At 41.6% G+C, this 24,960-nt stretch carries 32 protein-coding genes; 13 read left to right on the top strand and 19 right to left on the bottom strand.

Translation table 11 applies throughout. The features are described 5' to 3' along the window. Positions 1-438 precede the first annotated feature (438 nt). From RT717_RS01060 to RT717_RS01040, 6 genes are all read left to right on the top strand, one after another. Positions 439-819, top strand: coding sequence for a transposase (locus RT717_RS01060; protein ID WP_317489895.1), 381 nt, complete (start codon positions 439-441; stop codon positions 817-819). An 11-nt stretch (positions 820-830) separates the two neighbouring features. Beyond that, positions 831-1,139 carry a hypothetical protein gene (locus RT717_RS01055; protein ID WP_317489894.1) on the top strand — a complete coding sequence of 103 codons (309 nt, stop codon included), beginning with the start codon at positions 831-833 and terminating at the stop codon, positions 1,137-1,139. 94 nt (positions 1,140-1,233) lie between these two features. After that, complete coding sequence (locus RT717_RS01050; protein ID WP_317489893.1) at positions 1,234-1,659, top strand: hypothetical protein; 426 nt, start codon at positions 1,234-1,236, stop codon at positions 1,657-1,659. Then, a complete protein-coding gene (locus RT717_RS28470) occupies positions 1,554-1,919 on the top strand; it encodes a transposase (protein WP_394854148.1) in 366 nt (121 codons plus the stop codon). Before RT717_RS01050 ends, RT717_RS28470 begins: the two co-directional genes overlap by 106 nt. A gap of 34 nt (positions 1,920-1,953) precedes the next feature. Further along, the gene (locus RT717_RS01045) at positions 1,954-2,415 is read left to right on the top strand and encodes a hypothetical protein (RefSeq protein ID WP_317489892.1); all 462 of its coding nucleotides are present in this window, start codon (positions 1,954-1,956) and stop codon (positions 2,413-2,415) included. Positions 2,416-2,936: 521 nt separating this feature from the next. Then, the gene (locus tag RT717_RS01040) at positions 2,937-3,536 is read left to right on the top strand and encodes a tetratricopeptide repeat protein (protein WP_317489891.1); all 600 of its coding nucleotides are present in this window, start codon (positions 2,937-2,939) and stop codon (positions 3,534-3,536) included. A gap of 159 nt (positions 3,537-3,695) precedes the next feature. Here RT717_RS01040 and RT717_RS01035 read toward each other — a convergent pair whose 3' ends face one another. Then, positions 3,696-4,202 carry a hypothetical protein gene (locus RT717_RS01035; protein ID WP_317489890.1) on the bottom strand — a complete coding sequence of 169 codons (507 nt, stop codon included), beginning with the start codon at positions 4,200-4,202 and terminating at the stop codon, positions 3,696-3,698. 115 nt (positions 4,203-4,317) lie between these two features. On the opposite strand from RT717_RS01035, the gene RT717_RS01030 reads away from it, so the two are divergent. After that, on the top strand, positions 4,318-4,629 hold the full coding sequence (locus tag RT717_RS01030) for a helix-turn-helix transcriptional regulator (RefSeq protein WP_317489889.1): 312 nt from the start codon (positions 4,318-4,320) through the stop codon (positions 4,627-4,629). Continuing rightward, positions 4,613-5,929, top strand: a complete 1,317-nt coding sequence (locus tag RT717_RS01025) for a type II toxin-antitoxin system HipA family toxin (protein WP_317489888.1) — start codon at positions 4,613-4,615, stop codon at positions 5,927-5,929. Before RT717_RS01030 ends, RT717_RS01025 begins: the two co-directional genes overlap by 17 nt. Before the next feature lie 45 nt (positions 5,930-5,974). Here the strand turns inward: RT717_RS01025 and RT717_RS01020 are convergent, their stop codons facing one another. Next, positions 5,975-6,532 (bottom strand): hypothetical protein, encoded by a 558-nt coding sequence (locus RT717_RS01020; RefSeq protein WP_317489887.1) that lies wholly within the window; start codon positions 6,530-6,532, stop codon positions 5,975-5,977. Between the two features lie 10 nt (positions 6,533-6,542). After that, positions 6,543-8,369 (bottom strand): M12 family metallo-peptidase, encoded by a 1,827-nt coding sequence (locus tag RT717_RS01015; RefSeq protein WP_317489886.1) that lies wholly within the window; start codon positions 8,367-8,369, stop codon positions 6,543-6,545. A gap of 474 nt (positions 8,370-8,843) precedes the next feature. Here RT717_RS01015 and RT717_RS01010 point away from each other — a divergent pair, with 474 nt between their 5' ends. Then, a complete protein-coding gene (locus RT717_RS01010; RefSeq protein WP_317489885.1) occupies positions 8,844-9,581 on the top strand; it encodes a Fic family protein in 738 nt (245 codons plus the stop codon). A gap of 117 nt (positions 9,582-9,698) precedes the next feature. On the opposite strand, the gene RT717_RS01005 is transcribed toward RT717_RS01010, so the two are convergent. Continuing rightward, positions 9,699-10,445: a nucleotidyl transferase AbiEii/AbiGii toxin family protein gene (locus RT717_RS01005; RefSeq protein WP_317489884.1), complete on the bottom strand. Its 747-nt coding sequence runs from the start codon at positions 10,443-10,445 to the stop codon at positions 9,699-9,701. Then, positions 10,423-10,791, bottom strand: a complete 369-nt coding sequence (locus RT717_RS01000) for a hypothetical protein (protein ID WP_317489883.1) — start codon at positions 10,789-10,791, stop codon at positions 10,423-10,425. Before RT717_RS01000 ends, RT717_RS01005 begins: the two co-directional genes overlap by 23 nt. Positions 10,792-12,021: 1,230 nt before the next feature. Between RT717_RS01000 and RT717_RS00995 the strand changes: the two genes are divergently transcribed. After that, positions 12,022-12,513, top strand: coding sequence for a hypothetical protein (locus RT717_RS00995; RefSeq protein ID WP_317489882.1), 492 nt, complete (start codon positions 12,022-12,024; stop codon positions 12,511-12,513). A 168-nt stretch (positions 12,514-12,681) separates the two neighbouring features. Here RT717_RS00995 and RT717_RS00990 read toward each other — a convergent pair whose 3' ends face one another. The 12 genes from RT717_RS00990 to RT717_RS00935 form a co-directional block, all read right to left on the bottom strand. Then, positions 12,682-13,731 (bottom strand): DUF5677 domain-containing protein, encoded by a 1,050-nt coding sequence (locus tag RT717_RS00990; RefSeq protein ID WP_317489881.1) that lies wholly within the window; start codon positions 13,729-13,731, stop codon positions 12,682-12,684. 268 nt (positions 13,732-13,999) lie between these two features. Next, complete coding sequence (locus tag RT717_RS00985) at positions 14,000-14,236, bottom strand: hypothetical protein (RefSeq protein ID WP_317489880.1); 237 nt, start codon at positions 14,234-14,236, stop codon at positions 14,000-14,002. Beyond that, positions 14,233-14,508 carry a hypothetical protein gene (locus RT717_RS00980; RefSeq protein ID WP_317489879.1) on the bottom strand — a complete coding sequence of 92 codons (276 nt, stop codon included), beginning with the start codon at positions 14,506-14,508 and terminating at the stop codon, positions 14,233-14,235. Before RT717_RS00980 ends, RT717_RS00985 begins: the two co-directional genes overlap by 4 nt. Positions 14,509-14,696: 188 nt before the next feature. Continuing rightward, positions 14,697-15,677 (bottom strand): nucleotidyl transferase AbiEii/AbiGii toxin family protein, encoded by a 981-nt coding sequence (locus tag RT717_RS00975; RefSeq protein WP_317489878.1) that lies wholly within the window; start codon positions 15,675-15,677, stop codon positions 14,697-14,699. After that, positions 15,674-16,402: a DUF6088 family protein gene (locus RT717_RS00970; protein WP_317489877.1), complete on the bottom strand. Its 729-nt coding sequence runs from the start codon at positions 16,400-16,402 to the stop codon at positions 15,674-15,676. The genes RT717_RS00975 and RT717_RS00970 overlap by 4 nt, the downstream gene beginning before the upstream one ends. A gap of 249 nt (positions 16,403-16,651) precedes the next feature. Beyond that, on the bottom strand, positions 16,652-17,149 hold the full coding sequence (locus tag RT717_RS00965) for a hypothetical protein (RefSeq protein WP_317489876.1): 498 nt from the start codon (positions 17,147-17,149) through the stop codon (positions 16,652-16,654). A gap of 77 nt (positions 17,150-17,226) precedes the next feature. Further along, entirely contained in the window at positions 17,227-17,565 is a 339-nt protein-coding gene (locus RT717_RS00960; protein WP_317489875.1) for a hypothetical protein, read from the bottom strand. Further along, positions 17,562-18,380, bottom strand: coding sequence for a ParA family protein (locus RT717_RS00955; RefSeq protein WP_317489874.1), 819 nt, complete (start codon positions 18,378-18,380; stop codon positions 17,562-17,564). Before RT717_RS00955 ends, RT717_RS00960 begins: the two co-directional genes overlap by 4 nt. 157 nt (positions 18,381-18,537) lie before the next feature. Continuing rightward, on the bottom strand, positions 18,538-19,365 hold the full coding sequence (locus tag RT717_RS00950) for a DUF5712 family protein (protein ID WP_317489873.1): 828 nt from the start codon (positions 19,363-19,365) through the stop codon (positions 18,538-18,540). Continuing rightward, positions 19,362-19,928, bottom strand: coding sequence for a BfmA/BtgA family mobilization protein (locus tag RT717_RS00945; RefSeq protein WP_317489872.1), 567 nt, complete (start codon positions 19,926-19,928; stop codon positions 19,362-19,364). Before RT717_RS00945 ends, RT717_RS00950 begins: the two co-directional genes overlap by 4 nt. 226 nt (positions 19,929-20,154) lie before the next feature. Next, complete coding sequence (locus RT717_RS00940; protein WP_317489871.1) at positions 20,155-20,346, bottom strand: hypothetical protein; 192 nt, start codon at positions 20,344-20,346, stop codon at positions 20,155-20,157. 2 nt (positions 20,347-20,348) lie between these two features. Continuing rightward, complete coding sequence (locus RT717_RS00935; RefSeq protein WP_317489870.1) at positions 20,349-20,621, bottom strand: helix-turn-helix domain-containing protein; 273 nt, start codon at positions 20,619-20,621, stop codon at positions 20,349-20,351. A 1,160-nt stretch (positions 20,622-21,781) separates the two neighbouring features. Here RT717_RS00935 and RT717_RS00930 point away from each other — a divergent pair. Both RT717_RS00930 and RT717_RS00925 read left to right on the top strand, forming a co-directional pair. Further along, positions 21,782-22,252: a sigma-70 RNA polymerase sigma factor region 4 domain-containing protein gene (locus RT717_RS00930; protein WP_317489869.1), complete on the top strand. Its 471-nt coding sequence runs from the start codon at positions 21,782-21,784 to the stop codon at positions 22,250-22,252. 7 nt (positions 22,253-22,259) lie between these two features. Then, the gene (locus RT717_RS00925) at positions 22,260-22,988 is read left to right on the top strand and encodes a hypothetical protein (RefSeq protein WP_317489868.1); all 729 of its coding nucleotides are present in this window, start codon (positions 22,260-22,262) and stop codon (positions 22,986-22,988) included. Positions 22,989-23,110: 122 nt separating this feature from the next. On the opposite strand, the gene RT717_RS00920 is transcribed toward RT717_RS00925, so the two are convergent. Beyond that, positions 23,111-23,338 (bottom strand): hypothetical protein, encoded by a 228-nt coding sequence (locus RT717_RS00920; RefSeq protein ID WP_317489867.1) that lies wholly within the window; start codon positions 23,336-23,338, stop codon positions 23,111-23,113. A 59-nt stretch (positions 23,339-23,397) separates the two neighbouring features. Between RT717_RS00920 and RT717_RS28465 the strand changes: the two genes are divergently transcribed. Further along, entirely contained in the window at positions 23,398-23,652 is a 255-nt protein-coding gene (locus RT717_RS28465; protein WP_394854117.1) for a helix-turn-helix domain-containing protein, read from the top strand. Between the two features lie 40 nt (positions 23,653-23,692). Here the strand turns inward: RT717_RS28465 and RT717_RS00915 are convergent, their stop codons facing one another. Continuing rightward, positions 23,693-24,931: a site-specific integrase gene (locus RT717_RS00915; RefSeq protein ID WP_317489866.1), complete on the bottom strand. Its 1,239-nt coding sequence runs from the start codon at positions 24,929-24,931 to the stop codon at positions 23,693-23,695. Positions 24,932-24,960 lie beyond the last annotated feature (29 nt).

Below are 24,960 nucleotides of genomic sequence, written 5' to 3'. Positions count from 1 at the left end.
GTCCCTATTCATAAGGGACTGAACAAACACCGAACTGATAGCGACCAATGCGGATGCTAAATGAAAAAAGGCCATGATGCCGCAAAAACTTGATCTCAATAGAGCGAGGTGGGTGAAGAACAAAAAAAATTATTCACGATGAAAAAAAAACGCCGAAAGTGCCGATGAATGATAAGCTAATAATCCATGACAAATAGGATAAAAGTGAACCTATGGTAACCGGATCAGAGAAAGCGGTTTGACCCGGAAGGTTTGTGGCAAGTGCAAGGGTCAAGGCTGGTTTACGCTGTGTTGGATTCTGTTTACACTGGTGAACTTCGTTTTGGAACCCTGAGGCAACAACAAACCTAACTTAGGGCCTGCTGAGAAACAGTTAAGATACTGTTGGAAAAGGGGTTAGGGATTGATATTTTGCAATAAGTGCAAAAGAACTTACCGATGTTGCGAAAAACCCGTGCACTTCGTGTGCCTTACCAGAGCCCCAACCAGCTAACAATCGATGGTTTTGAGACGAGTTTCATCAAGGAAATGGATCGCAACAACCGCTGGGTGAGGATGAGTGAACGTATCCCCTGGGGTGAGCTAGTTGCAGTTTATAACCGCAAGATGAATGCAGATCAAGGCCGACCTCCACTCAACGGACGGATCGTACTGGGGGCAATGATTATCAAACACCTGTGCAACTTCAGTGATCGGGAAACCATAGAACACATCAAGGAGAATATTTACATGCAGTATTTCTTAGGCTACACGGGGTTTAGTAGCAAGCCGCCCTTTGACGCCTCTCTCTTTGTTGAGATCAGACTAGACTGGGTTTAGAAGGTGTCAGCATGATGAATGATGCTTTGGCGAGGTTTTCAGGGCTTATTTCCGAGCACAAAGGACACACTACCAACAAAGGCCGTGTGCTCTTTGATGCCACTGCCTGCCCTCAAGCTATCAGGTACCCGACCGACCTGAATTTATTGTCAGAGGCCAGACTGCTTACCGAACATCTCATCGATACACTTTATGATCCGAGCTTAGATTCGAGCAAACCTCGTACTTACAGGAAGCTAGCCAGAAAGGAATACCTTCACCTTGCTCAGAAGAAAATCAAGCAAAAGAAAAGCTACACAAGGCCATTGGCAAACAGCTAAGGTACCTGCGCAGGAACCTGAAAAGTATCAACCAGCTTCTCGATAGTAGCCCGGCCAGATTGGCCGAGCTAAAGGCTAGACATACAAGTACCTATTGGTCATCCAAACCTTCTACAAGCAGCAGCTACATATGTACCGCTCCAATGTACGAAGTGTGGAAGACCGGATCGTGAGCTTACACCAGCCACGTGTGCGTCCTATTGTAAGGGGTAAAGCGGCCCATAATGTGGAGTTTGGATCTAAGATCAACGTATCACTAATCAATGGCTTTTGTTTTCTTGATGAGCTAAGTTGGGATGCCTTCAATGAAGGGACACACCTGATGGCCTACATCGAAGGATACAAAACAAGGATGGGTCACTATCCTAAAGAGGTGCTTGCAGACCGGATATACTGTAACCGTGAGAACAGAAAATACCTTTCCAACTTGAACATCAAACCATTGGCAAAAAACCCCTGGGAAGACCCCCAAAACAAAAGAGAAAGCTATGTTTTTCAGCGGGGGAGCGCAACCCCATAGAGGAGAGCAGGGCCGACTTTCGGTTTGGTCAGACCAAGCTTGCTTACGGACTCAACCGAGTAGCAGCAAAGCTCAGAACAACCTCCCAGACATGGATAGCCATGATATTGTTTGTTACCAACCTGGTCAAAGTGGCCAGGGTAACATCCTATTGTCAAAAATTGGTGCAGACTTTTTCAGCACTGATTCTACTACTACACTATCATTCTAAACAGAAAATCAGTCGGAATTACTCATTCCGACTGGTTACTCATACTTGAAACCCAACTTTTTCAGCAAGCCCTAACTTAGCCAATGGACGCTTTGTTTTTTGCTTCTGTGACAGCATGGGCGGTGCGGATTATCACCAACTACCAGCGGCCGCAAGACTCTAATTCGCCTTTAACACAGCGGGCTGAAATTTTAACGATCAAACGGTTGGTTGATGAAGAAATTAGTCAGAATCGGGCGAATGAGAATGACCTAACGCTTGAGCCTCCAGCAATAAGGCTAAAACAGCTTCGTTTCTGGAAGCTTTATTTGAAAACTAAAAAAGCGATAGACATTGACCGCACCACTAAAGACTCTCTTGACGACCACGCAAATGAAGAAAAAGCACTCTCGGATGAGATGCAAATCGTATTGACCGAGTTCAACAGTCTGATTCCGGAAGAATACGAAGGGGAAATCGAATCGCCAGAGTATACTGATCAGCAAATGTATGCCCGTAGTCATTATTGTGAATTACGGATTGCAGAAAAGACGAGAGGTCTCTAAATTCAATTAGCCAGTTGCTTCCAATGAAGGCTATGCTTTAGGCCACTTTGTCGATCTGTCAGGAGACTTCTTTGATACCGTACATTTTCCCCCATCGATAAAGGCATATCCGTTCAAGGGACCAGGGGTATACCTGATGGAAGGCAATGTGGTAGAAGAATTTGGGGTGTTCGCTGTCGAGGTGTAACGCACGGCCAAGGTACCATTTATTCCCGATCCGAGGTATTAGGGTCATAGCCCGAATTTATTTTTTCTTTTTAGAGGCTCTCAACTCCTTCAATTTAGCCTGGTCAGCTAACACCAATTGAGTAACGTGTTGGGTAATCCTGGTAAAGGTTTCACCAGATACCTCAGCTGCTGTGTGGAAGTTTTTGGCTTTCTTTTTTTTCTCACTGCTCATACAACAAAAATAACGATTAGGTCTCTTTTGTCACCACTTATCAGTCAGTGAAAAAAAAAGTTACTGGAATTATAATATTTACCTAAATGATAATCAGCTAAAAATGACCAAATTAACATTCATGAAATTGATACTCTCCCTCATATTAATTTGTTTTAGTTTTTTTTGTCATTCTCAGACAGCAAATGAGCATTTTAATAACGCTCAAGCTAAATACAAATTAGGAGACTATAGAGGAGCAATACTAGACTACACCAAGTCAATAGAAACTATCCCAAATTTTGCTGCTTATTTCAATAGAGGTCTTATTAAGCATCAGCTGGAAGACTATAGAGGAGCAGTAATGGACTTCACCAAGGCAATAGGGCTTGACAAAGGTGTTGCAGAAGCATATACGGAAAGAGGTAAGGTTAAAGGCAAACTGCAAGACTACAGGGGAGCGATACAAGACTACAGTAAGGCAATAGAGTTGGAGCCCAATAATTTAGAGGCTTACACTAATAGAGGTGTTATGAAAGCATCACTTAAAGACTCGGACGGAGCAGTCAAGGACTTCAATAAAGTAATTGAGCTAGACCCGGCAAATTCCAACGCCTATTTATATAGAGGCTACGCTAAAACAGAACTAGGTGATAAAAATGGTGGTTGTCTTGATTTAAGTAAGGCTGGAGAATTCGGTCACAGAGATGCATATGATCTCATTGAGAAACTGTGTAATTAGAAGTTTAATGACATGATAAATGAAAGGTATAAAGAGGAGTTTTTAGGAGTGGCCAGAAGATGTCAGCGAGTAATTTGAGTGTCCTTCTTTTTCTCACTATCTGTTTGTACCTGCTTCTAAATATTTCTCTGCTTGACCGCTTCAACACCTTGCGAACAGCTATTTTTGTTCGGGCGGTGTTCCCAAAAATTTTAGTAGTGTTGACCAATCGTTCAAATAAGGCATAACCTGTTCGGAGTATATCAACTTACTTTGTGCCTTTTTCAATCTAGTAAACACCAATTTGTAGACAAACTTATTGTTGCTGTTAGTCTTGGTCAATTCGGATGTCGGCACGATAAAAAAGTCATTGTAATCAATCCAGTAGCCGATTAGAAAATTTGAATGATTCCATTCATTCTCTGTTAATGTAAAGTGACAAGTATTCTTACTCTTTTCAGCGGTGGTAGTAACCAAATGTTGCCTTGTTTTGACTTCAATTTTGACTTTTTTGTTTAAATGAGTATTTCTTATGCCAATGTCGTACCCAGGCTCCGAATAGTTCTTAAATATTTCCAATCCGCTGTTATCGTGAATGATCGAGTAAAGCTTGAATAAGACCATTCTTTCACCTATTTCACTAACTAATGCGTTTATATTTTGAGGGGTTTTATTTGATTCTTCCATACTTGTTGGTTAACTACGATATTGCTCGGTTGCTCCAAAAAGAGGAAAGTTAATTTGTATCTAATATCAAACATTATGTGGTAGATTTACGTGTAATGTATTAAAAATGATACACATGGATTACCTTTTTGCCTCAGATACCGATATCCTTCAGGAATTAGGCCACCGCCTCAAGGTAGCTCGTATTCAAGCTGGCTTCACGCAAGGCGAGCTAGCCCAGCATTCCGGAGTCAGCAGGCCTACTGTGGCCAGGCTTGAAGGGGGTAAGAATATCTCCCTGCTTAACTTCATCACCCTGCTTCGCTATGTCGATGAGCTCACGACATTTTCGCAAGTGCTAAAGCGTGATCTTCGCCTTGATCCCAAGCTAATTTACGAAATGGAACAGAAACAACCACAACGGGTTAAACATGGCACTAAAGGTTAAAATATGGGGCCAGGATGTGGGCTTCCTGGTTTGGGATCAAACCACAAATTCAGCCAGGTTTAGGTACGAAGATAATTTCAGGATGATGGGGGTTGAAATATCCCCCATTCATTTGAAAGCTAGTCCAACATTCTATTCATTTCCCGGCCTTCCCTTTGCTTCCTTCAAGGGCCTTCCCGGTGTTTTTGCAGATTCCCTGCCAGACCGGTTCGGTGAAGGGCTCATGAATTCGTATTTCAAAAATAAGGATGTCAGCTTTGCTGATCTTACTCCCCTAGACAGGCTGGCCTATATTGGTGTTCGTGGCATGGGTGCTATCGAATATCACCCCGCCAGGGAGGTACAGGAAAAGCGTTCTCGCATTTCTATCGATGAGCTGGAGCAGCTTGCCGCCTTCGGCGTCAAGCAGGCCAGTAAACTTACTACCCACCTGGAGCCAGACAGAGCCGAAGGATTTCAAGACATCCTGAGCATAGGCACCTCAGCTGGTGGAGCCAGGGCAAAAGCGGTGATCGCCTGGAATCAGGCCACCGGAGAAATACGGTCTGGCCAGCTGGACCATGGCCCAGAATTTAAACATTGGCTCATCAAGCTCGATGTTGGCGCTGGCACCAATCACCTGGGGGATTCGGCCGGCTTTGGCCGCATCGAGTACGCTTATTCTCAAATGGCTAAAGATGCCGGTGTTAAGATGCAGGATTGCCGGTTGATGGAGGAAAATGGACGTGGCCACTTTATGACTGCCCGGTTTGATCGGCAGCATGGCAGCAAGCAGCACATTCACACCTTGTGTGGAATTCGTCATTTTGACTACGAAGATGTGAGCAGCCACACCTACGCTCATTTGTTTGAAACCGCCAGGTACCTGAAGCTACCCTACCCAGACAGGGAGCAGCTCTATCGGCAAATGGTTTTCAATGTGCTCGGCGTTAACTGCGACGACCACACCAAAAACTTCAGTTTTCTGCTTGATCAGAACAAAGAATGGAGAGCGGCACCCGCCTATGACGTTTGCTATAGTTATGATCCTGGAAATCCCTGGGTAAATAGCAACATGGCTGTGAATGGAAAGAAAACCGGCATTACCAGAAAGGATCTGATTTCTGAAGGAAAGAAGAATTCGATCATGCGGCCGGAAGCGATCATCGATCAGGTAGCAGAAGTCGTTTCCCGCTGGCCAGACTATGCCAGGGCAAGCCAGGTTAATCAGGACTTTGTCGGGCTCATCCAATCCAGAATAGAGGAACGGCTAAAGAGGCTTGCTACGGGCCAGTCAAAAGGCCAAGAACTGGACATCTAGCCGTTCTTTCTCCATTGATTTCTCATCCATTTTCATAAATGAAAATCAATCAAGAGTCAAATTAAAACTACCATTCGTGATTCGGATAGTATCCGGAATAGCATTCTCTTCGTGCCCCCAATTCATAATGAAGCTCAAACTAAACCGTCCTGAAACCGTTTTAGTGTCCTCATCGATTTCATCGATGGCAATCCAATTATTCTCCAGTTCTTCTTGACTAATATCATAAGTTGCAGCTAGAAGATCGTCAGAAAACTTTGAAAAAAAAGATACTCCTGGGTTTAGAGATTTATTGCAACCGACTATTCCAAGCACTCTTTTACCAGGGTCAAGGGTCAATTTATCAAAGTAGAAACTTTCATATGTAGGAATATTATCGTTGACTTTACGTTCATAATTATCTATTCGAAAAAGGTAACTATCAAAGTCGCAGAATTTGGAGTCTGGGGAGCTGTTCAACTCGAAATAGACATTAGCGGTTTTCTGATTTACACCGTTTAGATAATACTCAACTTCTCCAGAAGAATTGGGTGAGATTGCGTCGTCGCTCTGTCCACATGCCACCAAGGTCAAAGCAAATAAAGAAATAGAAATATTTTTCATAGCTGTAAATTTATTTTGAAACAATCAGTTTCCTTGTGAGTCGTGATTCTCCGTTATTGAATATCAACAAATATATGCCGTTATTTAATTCCCTTGTGCTAACCCTCACTTTATGATTTCCGGACAGATAAGAACCATCTCCGACTTTTTTGATCGTCTTGCCACTTAAGTCTGTCAAGACTATTTCAACAACCGCCTCTTTACTAAGGCTAAATACTAAATCGCTAAAGTCGCCAGCGGGATTTGGGAATAATTCAATATCTCTAGTACCGGAGCTTTCACTTGATGTTCTATAGTATCCACCTACATTAGCATATACTGTTTGTATACTAATAGATTCCGTGCCATCGTTTGAGCCTACCCTCAGGCGTAAATAGAAGTTTTCCGAATAATTCACGGGCCTGGTGTAGATGGCAGAAGTACTCAATACCGAACCAAAAGTAGTCCCGTTAGTGCTATATCGCCACTCGTAGGTATAGGGGGATTGCCCGCAACTCACCACGGCCTCCCATGAGTAGTTGCCAGGACTGTAAATGTTTGTTGGGCCATCAACATAGCATGCGACGTCCTGACCAAGCCGAAAAGATGCTACTGTCAAGCCCTGTTCATCAATTTGTCTTGCATTGTCTTCATGAGCTGAAGTTCCAGTGGCATTTCCATTCCATTGAATATCTGGATTTGAATATCTTCCAATTCTTGTATACCCTTCATAATATTCATGCATCACAGTCCGTCTTTTGTAGGTGTTAAACAGTCCATATTGAAAGTTGTATCCATGCCGATAGCCGCTGATAGTGTTGACACAATTAGTTGTATTGGCTATGTCGCACCTCTGATGCCTTGCCCCGAAGAGATGTCCCATCTCGTGAGTAAATACATAATCAGTAGTTGCTTCAGGGATTTCCACCACAGCATAAGCTTGTGCAGCATCAGGACCTTCGTAAGAAATTCCTGTAACTCCTGTATAGTTACCATTGACAAATAGTACAACGATATCCGCATTTCGTTGATTCCGTAGTGTTACAATTGCAGCATCATTTCTAAGGTTTATCAAATTGTTGTCTATTTGAGGCGTTTCTACAACATTATATTGAACGATATTGCTCGCTTTGAGGGTGGGAATGGCAAGTGAGGACATTCCACTTGAATAGACTACATTAGAATATTGGCTCATAGCGGAAATAATGGTTTGTACGATTGACGGATCAGCGGCAAGAGCAGCGGGGGTATACAATGCTAACAATTGTATTCGTAAATTACAGGATACAATCCTTCCGTCTTCTGAACCACCGCCCGGTAACTCGGGTTTATCATTGCTGGGCGAACCTTCCCCAGCTTCTAGTGTGCTACAAAATTTTCCTTCAAGAGTAGACTGGTCAAATTCTGCAATAGCCTGGATATTCTCATCCAATGTGTAAATCTCAAATACTCGGCTATCGGTGAAGATTTGCCCCCGATAAACACCATCATATAAAATCAAGTTGATTTCGCTAAATCCTTCCTCGCTGTGGCCGTGCCAGATAATTTCGCCACTTTCCCCAAATTCTACCCTGTCAGGAGTGAACAAAATTGCTTCATTGGTGCCTGGAAGCCTAAACTCCATTTTTTCCGTCCTTTTGGACATATCAATGTGACGCATCTTAACTAGGTCATAGCTATTGAAGCCGAGTCTAGTTTTGATTTTCGCAAGGGCGTTTTGCTGTTTGGTATTTAGAGTTGTGTTTTTAGAGAGGGCGTCGTAGAGTTTTCTCGTCGATTCCTGAGATTTGGCATCTAAAACGATAGAAAATAAGAAGCCAAATACAATAATTTTCAAGGTAATGTCTTTGTTCCACATAGCTGAATATTTTTCGTAATCTATACTAAATATATCTTATATTTTAATAAAAGCAAATACTTAAGTCATTCAATCAACGCCATTAAGTACCATGAAATGTCTTTCAGATAGTTTAGAGAGAAATAAATTGTCCGGAAATTCGCTACCAGCTGTGTTATATTCAATTAAAGCACCAATGTTGCTCACATCTAATTCAGAATTGAAGAGAGGCTAAAGACGATGGTCAAAGGCCAATCAAAAGGTAGGGAGCTGGGCATCTAGCATTTTGTTATCATTTGCTGCACTGCAGATGCACCGACCCTTCCAGCCTCTGTTGCTGCTTAGGGTGGCTTTGTTGATAAATGAAAACCGGGTTGAATGCATTGCTTTTTGTATATTTAGGTAGCTATGAGCGGTTTTTAAACCCCTATATTTACAGAGGAACCACATTTATGGGGCATTCACCCAGAGTGAAAGTAAAGTAAACAAGACCAAATGTTCAACAAGGAGCAAAAGCTGAAAAGTGAGTTTGTTTTGGGTAACGCCAACGCAAAATTATCCTCACTCAATTCCAACGACATCAGAAAGCTCGCTGTCGCCTGGTCTTATTACAGCGGTAAGATCGAAGGTAATACCTACACCTATGTGGAAACAGAATCGCTGCTGCTCGATGGTGTTACTTCCCCCAAACGTTACGAGGATGCCAGGATGCTGAAGAACCTGCATAATACCTTTAACTCCATTGTGGCAGAAATTCACGCCGGGCACAGAAGAAAGATTGATGAAGCCAGCGTGTTCTCTCTCCATTCCAGCCTTATTGCCGATCTGGTGGATGATTCACAAAAAGGGACTTTGCGCAACAGGCCGGTTCAGATAACGGGAACCAGCTACCTGCCACCCAAAAGCCCGCAAGAAATCAGCCTAGGGTTGAACGAAGTTTTCTTTTCTTTAGTGACGGCCCCTAATCCTTTAGAAAAGGCCATCTACGTTCATTGTAATTTGGCCAGGATTCAGCCCTTTATTGATGGAAATAAAAGGACGGCCCGCCTCATTGAAAGCATTGTGCTAATGCAAGCTGATCTGATTCCTATTTTCTCAACCAGAGACGAAGACATACTAAAGTATAGAAACTCTCTGCTTGCCTTCTATGAGACAAAGGACTATAGCCCTTATGCTAACTACTTTCTTGATAATCTTTTGGAAAGAATCCATGATGCATCGCTAGATAGTTAAGCAAGTTGGCAGCATAGGCGTGACTGACATCCTTTCCACTACCCAGACGTGAAGGCTCACTACTCACTTGAACTGTAGACGAAAAGCAAAGGCAGGACATTCGAGTCCAAACAAGCGCTAGATCAATTTCCCCTTCTCCCTATCTTTTTTCTGCTTTTTTAAAAGCTCATCAAAGTCCAACTCAAGATCAAAGCTTTTAAAAGCATTAAAAATGTCCACTGCTGAGACATCATACTTTGGCCTCAGCTCTACGAAACTTTTCTCGTCATAGTTCTTCTCAAGCCATTGTTGGTTTTTCAGCTTATTGTGGACTGTAGACTTAAATAGTTTGATTTTTTGAGACTTTGATCCGCAGTACTTGGAGCTAACAATAGAAGAAAAGCCGTTGAAAAAGTCTATTTCATTAAACTCCTGTCGAAGGCAATACAAATCATACAAATCCCTGGATGCCGTACGTAACGTGACGGCAATGAGCTTCATGCCAGCGAGAGATTTTTTGTCGGGCAACCGAATCGAGCCTAAGTCGGTGTAGTTCTTACTTCTGTGAAAATTGTTTTCAGAGAAAAAATCGACTTTTACTCCATCTACACGAAGCTGCACAAAAGTATCCCCTTCCCGGAACATGTACTCAACATCCGAAAAGTCTCTCTTGATATTTTCCATGATGGCATTGATCCTGGGCAGTGGCAGCTTTTCACCGGGATACTGGTTGTAATAGAAAAGGTCTATGTCCTCGCTGAGCCGGTGATTAGTCAGCAGAGCCAGTGCTGTGCCTCCAACCAGATAATACTGGTCGAGTTCTTTATAGGTTTGAAGTTTCGAAAGTACTCTCTCGGTGGTTTCAGGGACTGCTCGCAATAACATTGGCTAAATGTTGCTTTCTGGCCTCTACTAAAAATTGTTCCGGATTTTCCATATCGAAAAAGAACCTGGCCATTTCAATTTGCTTCTGGTGATATCGCTCTGAAGGCACGATGTTTTCGATCCAATGGCTATAGAGCACCTTTTCATCATAAACCTGTTTGAGCTTTTCCCAGTCTTCAACACTACCCAGAAGAAGGTACTTTTCAATAAGAAGCCTATCTGGCACGTTGGCTTTGTCAGCCTTTTTCAAGTCATAAGACCACAGCCACACACTATTCTCACTGAAGAGCTTTTCAACAAGCTCTTCTTTCAACTGTGCGTTCCTAACTGGCTCGAATACTCTCATATCTAGGCGATTAGTCAAATTTAAACAAATTTTAGCAGGAAAATGTTGCTTCAATGATGATTTGCTGGTGCCTACCGGGGTTTACTACCATTTTCAAATACCGCCCTATCATAACCATCCACCAGGACAGCGGACTGATATCGCTTTCACGCATAGCCAAAGCAAGTGCGTTTTGATTGAGAGTGAAAGCAGCGTGGCTTGTCTAGCCTTCCATATTTGTATTACCTCCCTCCTTTTTTTGGAATCAGCCGCCTTTTGATTTAACTTTTACAATATGTATTTACAGCCCTTTAAAGAGCATAGAACGAAGATCGAAGCCAGGATGGTACACATGGGTTCGAGAATTACGTCTGTACAGGAGGGGATCAAAGATTTAGCCGACTCTCACAAAGGCTTTCAAGATGACTTGAATAATTTTATGGCATTCGTCGGCCAGGGGCTGGCTGATCACGAGCAAAGGATTTCAAACTTGGAACGTAAACGTAGAATGGGGTAAGTGTTTTAGTACACAACAGATAATCCGCCCGGCCTTCGCACACACTTGCGGTCGTCAATTGAGGTACTTCTTGAAACTACCAACTATTTGCGTTTCCGGCTTTTCTGGAAAGATCGATTGCGTTTTTGTCGAATGATAATCGGAGCGATCTAAAATAATGTTTTTGGCATACTCAGGATAGCATAGCAGCAGATCGAAAGGACTATAAGCACGGATAGATTTCACAGCGCCTATCGGCTCATTTTCCTCGCTCGCATTTCTCACCATTATGACAAAAAAGACCCCAATTGGTAAAAGTTCATTTCGTCGGAATTGCTATCATAATTATGACTTTTATATTCCCCTTCTTTAAGAACAAATTCTACCTGCGCATCATGCAGTAAAGCACAAAACGTATCTATATGAATTCTTGTGTTCATTTCTCTGACGTAAAGTCGCAAGATCAAACTAGGGATTTGGCGAAGCCTGTCAAATAATTCCCCACTTTATTTTCAAGCAAAAGCCAACTCCATTTCTACTCCGAAAAATTCATATCAAGTCAAAACGACTTACTGGTAAACTTCATTATTTGAATTAGTCCACCAACCAGCCCTCCTTGCACTATCAGATTTCAGCTAAAGTTCTCATTTTAGCTAATACCTTGAAAAATTTGTCACATGTAAATCGTGCAGCATTAGCGGGCAAGATGGATTTATTTTAATAATTTGAGGCTATTATAAAACCTCACTAACTATATGTTTCCGCTCGAAAAATTTATCTGTTCTTATGAAATCGCTTTGAGGCTAAAGGAATTACAAGTTCCACAAGAAAGCTTGTTTTATCGCAATTCTGAAACAGAAGTATCACGAGACCAAGTCCCCACGTTTACGGGTGAAGTAGACTCGCTTTGTTCGTCATTTACAAGCGAAGAGTTGCTCCAATTTTTGCCTTTAAGTATTCCTATTGATAAAGGGATTTTTGTTCCGAACGGTAAAACTTACGAACTGATTTCTGATGAAGACTTGGAAGAATTTCGATCTGAGGGTGCTCTATTAATTTCGTTACAAACTGTCGACGATTCTGAACCTTTTTTAACCAAGTACGCATTGGGTGGTAGGATGGTAATCGCTATGAAATTGCAAAAGGGAATGTTTCACAATCTTTTGAGTTGGGGCGAAACTGAGGCTGATTCCAGGGGCAGAATGGTGATTCAGCTTATTGACGACGGAATACTCAACTTTTCATGAATTCATGCATAATCTACTGCCTTTCTTCTCACCTAAAACGATGAAAATATAGGGCAGTCGCAAGACGTACAATTCTGCACTGCGTTTTTGTTGTATACGACCGAATGAAGCCTACCTCTTGACGGGTTGCGACTACCAAGGTCTATGTTGACACCCGACATCTATTTGTCAGTTGTCTTTCTCCTCTTGCTTAGAAAATTCTTGGACAACCTCTTCTCCAAAAAATCTTAAAAGTTCTTCAAAAATCTTGTTGAACGTGGATTTCTCCATTGCTAAAAGAGTGTAACTCATTTCTGACAAAGAACTAACTGTGAATTGTATGGGATCAAGGAATCCGTGGTCGTTGGGGCCTGTCAAAAAATTGTATTGTTCACTATCTCTTAGGCTCAATCTTTCAGTTATTCCGGCCACTCCTGCATGTACATTATCGCCTGCCCATGCATAAATTGATCGAAAATGATCCATGCCAACATATTTCTCAATTTCTCTGATATTCCTTCGTCCTTCGGGCAATATATCCATGGCCCATCCGTAACTCTTGGAGAAAGCCCTCCCCCGGCTCTGAACGATCCGCTTCTGTTCACCTTCTAACTCTTCCAATTCATCATTAGGTATTGGATCCCAACCTAGCCTTTTATAGCTATTCTGATATTCGACGGCTTTCCGCCATTGCTCAATTACAAGGTAATCCTTGTACATACTTACTAGCTCATAGTCTCCATCGTACAAAAAAAGAAAAGTAATACACACCTCGTGAAGTGTTCTCCATCTGGCATGAGCTCCGTCAGCGAAGCCCCCAAAAACTAATATCCTTATTTCTGATGCAATTTGACAGGCCCTAACGTGTAACGCAATGAGTGTATCCAACTTTTGGTGATCCTCCAAAGTGGTGAAAAGCTTGTAGTATTTATTGTAAGTTATAGAGCTAATTTGAGTGTTTAGTTCGATATAGCTTGTGAACAACTCTAAACCGAGGCTATATCTGTTTTTTATCTTCTTTCCAATCTGCTTCTCATGCCTACGAAAATCGCTTTTGGGGCTAATACAGTAATCTGTAATCGATTTGGCAATACCTTTCGAAATTGTGAATACTAGTTTCGAAAATTCTTTGTCAATTTTTTTATCGAACTCCTCGTCTGTCCCTTTAAAAGAGGCCTTGCGTTCATCTAGCCATTTCTTAATTTTTCTTTCTAAGAAGAACTCTTCCTCCGATATCATATACTAATTATGTAAGACTAGTCTGATGTTTACCTACATTCTCCTGCCCCCTCCCAATCTTGTGGAACATTCTATCTATCCTCCACGGGCGAATAAAGGCATATTGTATTTAATGACTAGGTAGCCTTCGAAGAGTGTTTCGTGTATTGAGACCTCATCTAAGGCTGATCTCAATCGATTTAATTCTTCCCATCACCGTAAGAAAGCATTATTACAGCCAATTTATTGGCCTCATGGCCAGCGGAAACTCATGTTGAGGACTGAAGCCCTATTCAGTCAGTTTACCTAATAAGTATCCCAATAGAACAATGCCCCCAATTACAACCGCTGCATTGACAATATCGTCGACGTTTCTGTTAGATTTGTAGTCACTATACTGCTTTGCCGTAATGGACTTATTCTGCAATAATAAGCTCATATACTGATCTGTTTGGTCTTTAGTTGCTTTCCCGGACTGCACTTTCTGGCTTAGGGAAAGAAGTTTTTGAAGGTCGCTGTTGTTCATTTCTTCCCCTTTTTATCTTTTAAAATTTCAAATAAATCAGGTAAATGATCCAGAATTTGCTTCTGAAACTGATCAATTATCTGTTGCTGGTTTTCGTCTTTCCCTTTTAATCGTTCAATCTCTAATTCTAGGGACTTGATATTCTCTTTTAACGTTTCCTTTGCCTGCTGAATTTTATCGCTCAGATTATGCTTCGTAGTAAGGAAAGTCACAACACCTGTAAGCAGAATTACCCCAATGTAGGTTATATCCCTTAATGTCATTGGCTCCATATAAAAGGTTTAAATCATATCGATGGTTCAATTAGCTTCCAAAAGCTAAACAATTTTGAATTTAGTCATTTCAATACGACAACCTAACTTGAACGAACAAAGATGTTGGCAACTAGTTACCTCAAAGCTGATCAAAAGGTTAAACTAGCTTTTTGTTGACAGACCTAGTAATACCAGATCGAGCAAGGCTATGAATTAACCGATTGGAAGCTATAGCCCTCCATAAAAGCTGATATTTCTTTCAGCATGGCAACTATGTGGTCGGTTGTCGGCAAGGCCTCAGTAGACCAAACCAGGCGAGAAAGCTCCCTTTGATAAGTCTCTTCCAAAGTACTCCAAATCTCGCTTATGTTGCCAAGCAGAGGCGACTCGGCCATGGGCTTTACAATCCAGGCACCTGCAAAGGTACTGTTCACATAGTCATCGTTTAGCACCTGTGTGATCAACTCATGGTTTTCAGGGATCAACAATTGCCCTCTTAGGTCATCAAGCTGCAGCAGCTTATGCAGGTCGTAAAAATGTCGAATTTTCTCTCTCAACTTTTCAGGACCTTCATAGGAAAGTCGAACCAAAGACATCAGCTTCTCAAAGAAGGTTCTCTCCCTCCTGAGCACGTTCACTGAAAAGCGATCAAGCTGAAACTCCTTAATGAGTTGATTTTCTCCCCTGAGCGCTAAAAATTGTGACAGATAGCTATCTAATTGTTTCTCCTCAAAAGGTACTGGATTGGTGAAACAGTTGATCTCAAGCTGGATATCGCTTTTTACCGGACTGGTTCCATCATCGTCAAAAATGACTTTTTGATAGCTGTAAAAAGTTCTCCGGTTCCTTCCTCTTTTCTCCTCATTCGGATGTTCGAAGTAGCTCAAGGCTTCAGTAATTTTTTCCGCAACCTCCTTGATTAACTTCTTCAATCGATTATCAGACAACCCTTCTGTATTTAAGATGGCCAAATCGATGTCCTCAGAAAACCGGTCAATACAATTAAAGGCTTTCGAAAGTGAGGTACCTCCTTTGAAAATAACTTTGTCCCGAAATTCCGATTGCGACAATGCTTTCAAAACGAAAGTGACCCAATAGTCTTTTTCAATGAAAATGTCCCTTTGTTTGAAGTGCGCTGCGGCGGCACGAACAGCCGGCTCAAATTCTGGCGAAAGGTGAAAAGTCATACAATGCTCCAGTTAGCCTTAGTGGGCAGAAGCTGTACGTCAATCCCGATGTTGTACCTTGTCAGTCCGTTCAAGGATGCGCTAATGCTTTCCAACGAAACGCCAGATCCTATTTGCTCCAAAATTGCGCCAACCAAAGCTCTGGTAGCTGGATTGTAATAAGACGTTAATGATACCATTCTGCTCTGTTCTTTCTCTGACAAGTCACTAACTCTCTTCATAAGCACTTTTAAAACATCATTGGGAGATGCATCGGGTATACGCTTGATATCCTTTACAGCATCGAGCAGCTGTAGCAAAGGAATGTCCATCTCTTTGAAGGGCAGATTCCTTATCTGGTATTTGATTTTATATCCTTCAATATCTCGTGAAGGAAGTTGCTTGCTGGTGGCAATTTCCAGGACATTGGATACCTGAGAGGTAAGTCCAAGCCGGTTGTACACCGACAGGCCAGTTAAATAGCCAAACTTCTTGCCATTGCGAGTGGTCATTGCCTCAACAACGGCCGATTCCCTGGGCCTCAGTCTCCCAAATCTAGATTCCTCAGGCTTGTAATACTTCCCCTTCGCCAAACGAACAATCACTCCTTCGTTGCTTAGCCGACTTAAGGTCATGGCCAAAGCATTTTGGTCAATATCCTTCGAACTAAACTCAGTGTAGCCAAAAACTGACCCGGGATCTAGCCTATCTATTTGCTTCCTTACTAAAGATGCTGCTGTTGGCATAGGTAAAGTACTTGATATAGGAATTGCTCTAACAGAAGGTTTCGATACTTCTATAGAAGCATCTACTACCACACAAAGATATAAACGTAAGACATATAATATAAGTTTTTAATATTAAAAACTTAACAAAAGCGACAAAGTTCGTTATGAAATACTGGAGATTCGATTCCGAAAAGTGTGTAAGGTAGCTTAAGGGTTGTTGTCAGTAACCGAATGGGATCAAGTCTACTTTGACTTGGCTAAGTCACCCTATCGAAAGGTTTGGTAGTACCAATTCAAGCCCAGGCATGTCTCATTCGACAGTTTAGTAAATTCAGGTCTAACATTTCCTGAATCAATTGCAGGGTTATTCGGCTCTGTATTTAATAATAATCCACTTTCACCGTTTCCGGTCGGGTTAAATCCAAATTCAATAATACCTCTGCTCCGTGCAACATACTCAATGTTTTTTCCTTGAAGCAGCACAATTATCTCCTTAGGAATAAGTATAGAATCAGTACCCAATGTAAATTGGATGTTGCTGCCGTAGACATAAAAGTCGCCTGAAAAATTTTCCATTTCCAGGAATGAAGCTACTTCACAAAGATCTCTTCTCGTCTGCTGGGAAGTGTCTTGCCTGACAACCGTACCTTCCCTGTTATCGGTATTTTTCTCTTTGCTGGCTTCCAGAGAACACCCAAAAAAGAACAGAACGAATACACTGAAGATGGCAAGTCTCGTCAAGTTGTGGTATTTTATGTCGTTCATGTATTGAAAGTATCTAATTTCTCGATTCGATCTACAATAAAACTCCGAAATTAGTATTTAACCTTTCAACCAAAATATTAAAGCTCAAAGTCACTCTGCTCCTTCTTCCTTCGACCCGTACGTTTTCTTTCCTTTTTCTTCAACTCCTCAGGCCTTTCACTTATCTGTCCAACACTCTCAAAAAACCTCTCCAGTGCTTCATCAATTACTTCGCCCTGAGATATATAGGGAAAGCCTACAAACTTCTGTTGGTGAACATAGTTTTTGAGCTTCTCAATGTTGGATTGCTTGATCCTGAAGGTATGCACTTTGGCCTCATCAATATCTGGCTTCCTGTCATTCCTGAGCTCTGTTATCTTTTCATCAAACAGGCCTCCTCCCCGAGCAGATAGTGCCTTGAATTTATCCTTGCTCATATCGCCAATTCTTTATACCCCAGTCTGTCGAGAAGTTCGTCAGCCAATTGAGTAAAGTCTTCGAACCCACTAAATTTATTCGGGAACTTCCCCTCCGACAGCGCCTTGGCGTATGTGACTATCTCCTGACCCAAATGGGTGTTCTCAGCCAGCTTAGTATTGACCCTGATCTTTGTATCGAATAGCAGATTTGGAAAACTCTCCAGGCACAGTTCGTAGACGCCTCGGTGAATATTCAATCTCTGATCAAAGCTATTCATCAAAATACCCACCGGAGCTAATTCTGGATTGATATCTGATTCACGGAACTTCTTAATGAAATCAACAATCGACCACGCTCCATTCACGGCAAAAGAATGAGCGACAATCGGAATGAGAACGTGCGTGCTCATGGCCAGCGCATTTTGAACCACCAGGTCAAGATTGGGTGGGCAATCAATCAGTACGAAGTGAATATCGTCCCGCACAAGTAGCGATTTGAAAACGCTCCTTAAAACAGTGATTGGGTGCATCAGGGAATACTCATCCTGAATCTTCGTCTTGAACTTGGTCGCCGCCATTTTATTTGACCCAGGTATGAGCACCAGGTTAGGATTGACATTGATGCCAGTTACTTTTTTAGTCTCAAACAGAATGTCATAAATATTGGTGGCCTCGCCTGCTTTTTTGCACGCCAGGGTCAAATCCGCCTGCGGATCCAAATCCAGCATCACCACTTTAAATCCTCTGCTGGCAAGGATGCTACCAAGTGAAGACGTGGTGGTAGTCTTGCCAACCCCACCCTTTTCGTTGAGAATACTGATTACTTTGGTCATGGTAATATTTTGTAATATTGAGTAATATAATATTTCTGGGTATTAATGAATATTTCAGATGTCAATCACCTTTACCCAAAACTGAACTAAAGTGCCTGGGTAATATTTTGTAATATGTCGTAATACAGTATTTCAGCATATTAGTCGATATTACAGTCTACATTCCCATCGTTACCTCGTCATCTTCCCCTCGCTCTCTCCACCTCTTCCGTTTAGCCTCCTCATAGTCTGCTTCTGCACTTAACTTTGCCATGGCAGCTGATAATTTGCCGAACAAAATCGCACCACTCCTACTGGTCGAAGGATTATGAGCAGCAGTGATAGTGGTGATTCTATCCTTTTCTTTCGTTGAGCCGTTTTTAAGCGTATTTTGATAAAGGAAGCTGTCCTTCCAGGCCCTCTCATATCGAAATAGCTTGTCAAAAACCTCCTCACTCTGTTCTCTCAGTACGTTTCTGTCAAAACCACCCTTCACCGCCCCCATTGTTGTATTTCGGTGGTTACTTTGAGGAGATAGTTTGTGAAATTGCTGGTTATCTCTCCGTGAGACAACAACATGCACGTGCCATTGTAAACCAGGCTTAGGTACTTTGGTCTTTTTATCTATCCTATACTCTTCGATTTTACCAAACCAAACCAGGTCTTCTCCTTTCAAGCCCTTATTGAAGTTGGCAGCATAGGCGTTCATCACTTCCCTTGTATAGTCCCTAAGGGCCTTTTCGCTGCATTTAATGTGCCATAATTCAAGCTCAGAAGGCGAAATAGTGAGCATAAAGAACTTCGAATCCTTCTTAGATAGCTTCCGATGATTAGAATCAATAGCACTTTGCACTTCATAACTAGTCACCATGTCTTCGGTATGTGAAAAGAAGTGACGGTAGGTATCAATATCCTTTTTTTCATTTTCCTTATTCAGGTAATCGACCAATTGCTGGCAGGAGCCCTTGTTGTTGCCTTTTTCCGTTGACGAAACCTTAATGTTCATCTGGCGAATTCGGTCATCTTTTTTATCGTCTGCTCTTCCAGTTCTTTAATTTTCTTTGAATCGAGCATACTATTGAGTTTTTCCCGTTCGGACAGATAAATTCTAAATACCCGAATAAGGTTATTGGCCAGGTCAATTCTAGTGGTTCGAATCCATTTGAGGTCGCTTTGGAAGTTTCGTATTTCCTTAAGCTGACTTTCACTGCTTTTTTTCAACCAGTCAGCTTGATCTTTGAGAAAATGGAAATCACCCTTCGATGGCAGGTTATCCATTACACTTGAAATCTTCTGAGATGCCATGGATAGATTTTCTAACATAGGATTAAGCTTGGTCTTCTCCTGGGTTCTTATGAACCCCACCAAATCATTCCTTAGTGCTTCAATGGCATCCGTCGGATTACCTTCACTTTGGTTAGTTGGATCGATCTTAAGTTTATCAACATAGAAGATGCAGAACTCAGCCGAGCGACCCAACGGAAGGCTGCATCGTTTACTAATTTTCACCAGCTTCGCATGGCCTAATTCTGAAATTGCGATGGTTTTTACCCTTTCGGAGCTATCCATTATAATCTACTTTATAACTTTACATATTGATTACCAGTCACTTGGAAATCACCTTATAAGTCAACTTATAGTCTTTGGGGAGTGAATCGGCCTTAAAACCCGTTTTAGGGGGTTTTCAAGTTGCGAACGGTGGCTCTGCCCCGTTCCCACTTGCTCACTCCCCCCTCCTTTCCTCAGTACCATGCTAAACCCTCGCTGGCACTTCATCCCACAAATGGGTATACCGTTAAAAACTCATCCCTTTATTTTTGCCTCTATCCTTCCCTTGGGCAACCTCCATCCCCTTCACAAGCCCAACTCTGTATGGACTTTGTGCGTCTCGAATGGAGTCCAATAGCTCTTGTAAAAAGTTCGGATTCTCCTTAGCTAGCATGTAGCCGTGATTAAAACCTTTCACGGTGAGTTGATATTCATTCATGGCTAGAATCGGTTTAGTGATTGATCGTCCAAAAATTTTAGAATAGACTCGGAGTCGTAAAGAATGTGCTTGAGAGAAAGCCTGGCAGCCCGAACCTTACCTGTGTCTTTATACTTAAGAAGCGTAGTGACCGAGTTAATCCTCAGCAGCCGCATGGCTTCTTCTGGAGACACCCAAAGGTCTTTCGGTTTACCCTTATAAGTTGGGCACGTTTGGTCGATAACCTGTTCGGTAAGTTTTACCAGGAACAAGTCCTGAATGCAAATCAATGACATATGTCCTTCTCTTTTTTTGGTCAAGAAGCACAGGAGAATAACAATTGTCAATATTGACAATTAATTATTTTAGTATATTTTATCTAAAGGATCATTTTTGATACGAAATAATATCACTTTTGATCTCTTTTACACTCGTTTTTGGTCATCTACGCACTCATATTTGGTCACTTTTGTGGTCTATTTTGATCACTTCAAAAATCAGATTTGGTCACTTTTGTGGTTTATTTTGGTAATATTTTTTTTAGCCTCGACTATGCCAAGAAAAGTCATTGTTCATATGGATAATATTCATAATATCACTTCCGCAAAATAGAATTACCGATTTATGATAATACTTTTATCTTACAACGGTTATTTTTGGTATTTCCCTATATTTATTAACTCCAAAAAAAATATTTTTATTATTATATATTCGTCTAAACTCAGGATCGTAGATTTCCTTTAAAAAAACAGAATTAGGGTTCAAGCCTTTTGACTAGCTTTTCAAGCTCAAGAATGATCACAATTTTTTTATTCAATTACTATGCTGCCTTAAGGAAAAGACTATCGAAAAATGACCTTGGCATTTTCAAACTAAAGTTAGCTTGAATAAAAAATGTCTTTTCTGAATCTCAGCACTCCAATATTCCCTACGGTTAATGATATAGAAAAGGATAAACAATGGGGGCAATTACTCTCAGCGTTGAAGAGATAGACCTAAGTTAGTTCAGCTATCCCTACAAATGAAGGGCAACGAAACGCTGATATATGCTTACATGTCCGGCGCAAGAAACAGACTCCCTATGAGAGCGCCTATCTAATCAGAGACACAATGACGATCGCCGGAACAGCTTCGGGCATTGTCTCCGTAAGGTTTATTTGTTGCCATTCTGCATCATATTTAATGTTTAATTTATATTGCTTGTGCTTACCACATTTTATTTATGCGGCGATGCGTCAATTGGATTACGACAAAGAGTGACTAACGCTTTTGCGTATAGGGAATGAATAGCTGGAAACATTTATCAAATGCCAGTACAAGGGAGCTCCTTATGACCTTCCAGAGCACAACTCACCCAGACCGTGACAATGCTTTCTATGCATTGGTCGATCGCTTCAAATCCGATCTGCTACGTTTTTGTGAAGTTCGGTGTTCCGGGTTCGGTCAGCCACCATCTGTGGCTGAATATCTTGTCGATAATGTTTTCGCAGCGTTTGCAAGAAACCCCCTTTTTGACTTTGCTAATGCGAAGCTTAAGGACGACAATAAAGCCTTTCTTGTTTATCTCAACGGCATAGCCCGTAATGAACTAACCAACATTTATCGAGACCAAAAAAAGAAGCAGGAGGGCAAATGGTCTGATGGTTTGGAGAGAATAGTAACAGAAATACCTCCTCTCCCCAAAAATGCAACTATTGAAGACCAGGTCAAATACGAGGTATTACAGGAATTACCGTTTACTCATCGAGTAGTCTATCTAACATACATGTCATACGAAAACATGGGTTGCTATCTGCCAAGGAAGTTGCAAAAGGCGCTTAGGGAGTACCTTGGAATAAGTCAGCCAACTGTCCGAGTTTACAAGAAGGAAGTCTTGGATAGATTTGAGTTGGCGTTGAAGGGCTTTAAGTTCATCAAAGAAGAATAGTGAAATAATGAATCAAAAAATAGACCATCTTTTAAACTCGTTGGGTTTTGGGTTCCCTGAAACCCCGGAGCAGATCGACCTGTTTAATGAGGTTTACAGGGACTATGAGTTCAGGGCGAACCCATCACGTATTGACCCGATGAAAATCCTTGCTTCGGTTCGTCAGAAACCAGTCGAGATAACTAGAATCGACTATCACAAAAGAACAGTCCTTGCGGCAGAAATTGTCCATGAGCTTCACCGAGAGTGGTCACTTGGCCATGTCAAACTTCAGAAACTCATTTATCTATGCCAGAACACAACTGACATGGCTATCCATACCAATTTTTTGAAACAAGCTATGGGCCCTTATGATCCGAAATTAATGAGATCAATTGATGCTCAATTTAAACGGAATGAATGGTTTGAGTTTCGTAGAGATTCCAGTCAAAAATATTGGCCCTTGGGAAAGGCAGGAGGCCATAAGGAGTGGTATGAAAGATATTTCTCCAAGCAACGAGAGGAAATCCAAACTCTGATTGATGTCTTTAGAACAATGAAAACTTCCAAGGTTGAACTTATTGGGACTATCTATGCGTGCTGGAAAGAGATTATTGAAGAGGAAGACGAATTTAGCGTTGAATCTTTAGTGCCTAAGTTTTATGGTTGGTCGGATCATAAGCAGAAATATAAGCTTGACGAAATTCGAGATTCTATTTCTTGGATGCTTGATTATGGCCTTTATCCTACCGGTTAACCATGTTTGTTCGTGATTTAAGTGTCAAGGAATAGTCCTACGAAAACAAATATTCTAAACTGGTAATTCCAGCAGGTTAAGCGGCGTCGTCATCGGTTGCCAGCACCGTCGACTTGCATGCCTCATTCATCGTCTTCATCATCACTCTTGCTCTCTTCGCTTTTCTGGTGCTTGCGGTCAATAAACTTGATGGAAAGCAAATCGACCAGTTCCAGGTCTCCCGAGTCCAACTCAATTAATGCCTTTGTGGTTGACTGAAAATCATTTTGTATGTATACAAATCGATGGAAGTACCCTAGATTTTTTCCTTTAGCACTGAATTTTATCTGAACCCGCCTAAGATTGATCATTCATTACATGTTGTGGTATATGCAAAGTTATAAGACAATAAAATCCGCACAAATAGTCTGTGTTTGAAAATTGCAAATACATCTACTTTCGAAAAGTGGATGTGCAAAAGAAAATAGGTATTCTTATAGGTCGCTTTAGAAAGCAAAACGGATGGAGTCAGGAGGATCTTGCGGAATTAACTGGTTTCCACCCGGATTATATTGGCAAGATTGAGCGAGGCGAACGAGCTCCCTCTCTTAAAACTTTGTTGAAAATTATAGATAAGCTAAAAGTCAGGTACTCCGTATTTTTCAAGGAACTAGAAGAAAATTGAAGTAATATTCCAGCCTTCTTCTACCTACCACCCTCCCCTGTTATAAATCCCCAAAAACCATGTCGTTGTACTTATCTAACACATCGTTTCCAAAGGAGTCGAGATAGGTCTGAGTCTGCTGCTCAGTAGCGTGGCCCAAACCCTCCTGAATTCCTGCGGTCGGGATGCCTTTCCGTTTGCTCAGAGTTGCCCAGGTATGGCGGGCAGAGTAGATAGTAAAAGTTTTAATCTCAAGTTGGCCTGCCAATTCCTTTAAGGTCTTATTTAGCTTTCGTCTCCTGTTCTCAATCTTCAGGGGTATCCGGTTGCCATCATCCTCTGGTTTTAAGATCGGAAATAGGTATTGGTCGTCCTCGTAATTGAGCCCGCCATTCAAGTTTTCAAGAATCTGCTTGACTTGCGGAATAATCTTAACACTAAATGGCTTGCCTGTTTTGTGCCTCTTATAATTAATGCGTTCGAAGTCACCTTCAATATTACTGACTTTCATCAACGCCATATCCATCCAGTTCACACCTCTTAAATAGATACTTGCCAAATAGAAGTCCCTAGCTTTCGAAAGGGCACTCCCCTTTTTAAGGTTAGCTCCGATGATTTTTTTCAAATCGTCTTCCTGAAGCGCTCTTCGAAATGGCTCTGATTTTCGAATCGTGTATTGCTTAAACGGATAAAGCTCCTCCTTAACTATGCCGTGCTTAATCGCTTTATTGAAAATTGCCCTGAGCGTTCTCATGTAAACTCCCAACGAGCCCCTGTTAGAACCTGCAGCCAAATGGGTCTTCTCAAGATTTCTCAAAAATGAATAGTTGATGTCTGCAAAATGTAAAGCAATTTTGCTTCCATGAAATTTGATGAGTTTGTTTTTCAGGTCTCGTAAAGTTCTCGCTGTACCCACTCTCCCCTCCTCGATCAGACTTTGCATCTCCATGTCAATAAAGGACAAAACTGTATATGTCTCGCTCGGCTTTGCGTAGACAAGCTCCTTAATATCGACAGCTCGCAACCCATGAAGCTTTCCAGCACTCTCAAGCCCAACAATCTTATCCATTAACTCTGCCTTGTCTTGTGCCAGTTTATTATTGAATCTGGTCGTATTAGTCATCGTTGTGGAGGTGCTCCGAACAATCTCTTTTTTTTGATCCCACTCCTCTTTAGTTAAATGAAAACCTGTGGGAATGAATGAGTCCGACCTGTTGAAAATAATTCGTAAACGAAGCTGGTACTTTCCGCTCTTGAGTTTGGTACGTGTGTCAATACTATACTTTAATGTGATTGCCATGTATTTTTCGCCAACATTTCGCCAACAAT

The sequence above is a fragment of the Imperialibacter roseus genome, assembly GCF_032999765.1.
In the GTDB taxonomy this organism is placed as follows: Bacteria; Bacteroidota; Bacteroidia; order Cytophagales; family Cyclobacteriaceae; genus Imperialibacter; species Imperialibacter roseus.
This window is presented reverse-complemented; position numbering and strand designations above follow the sequence as displayed.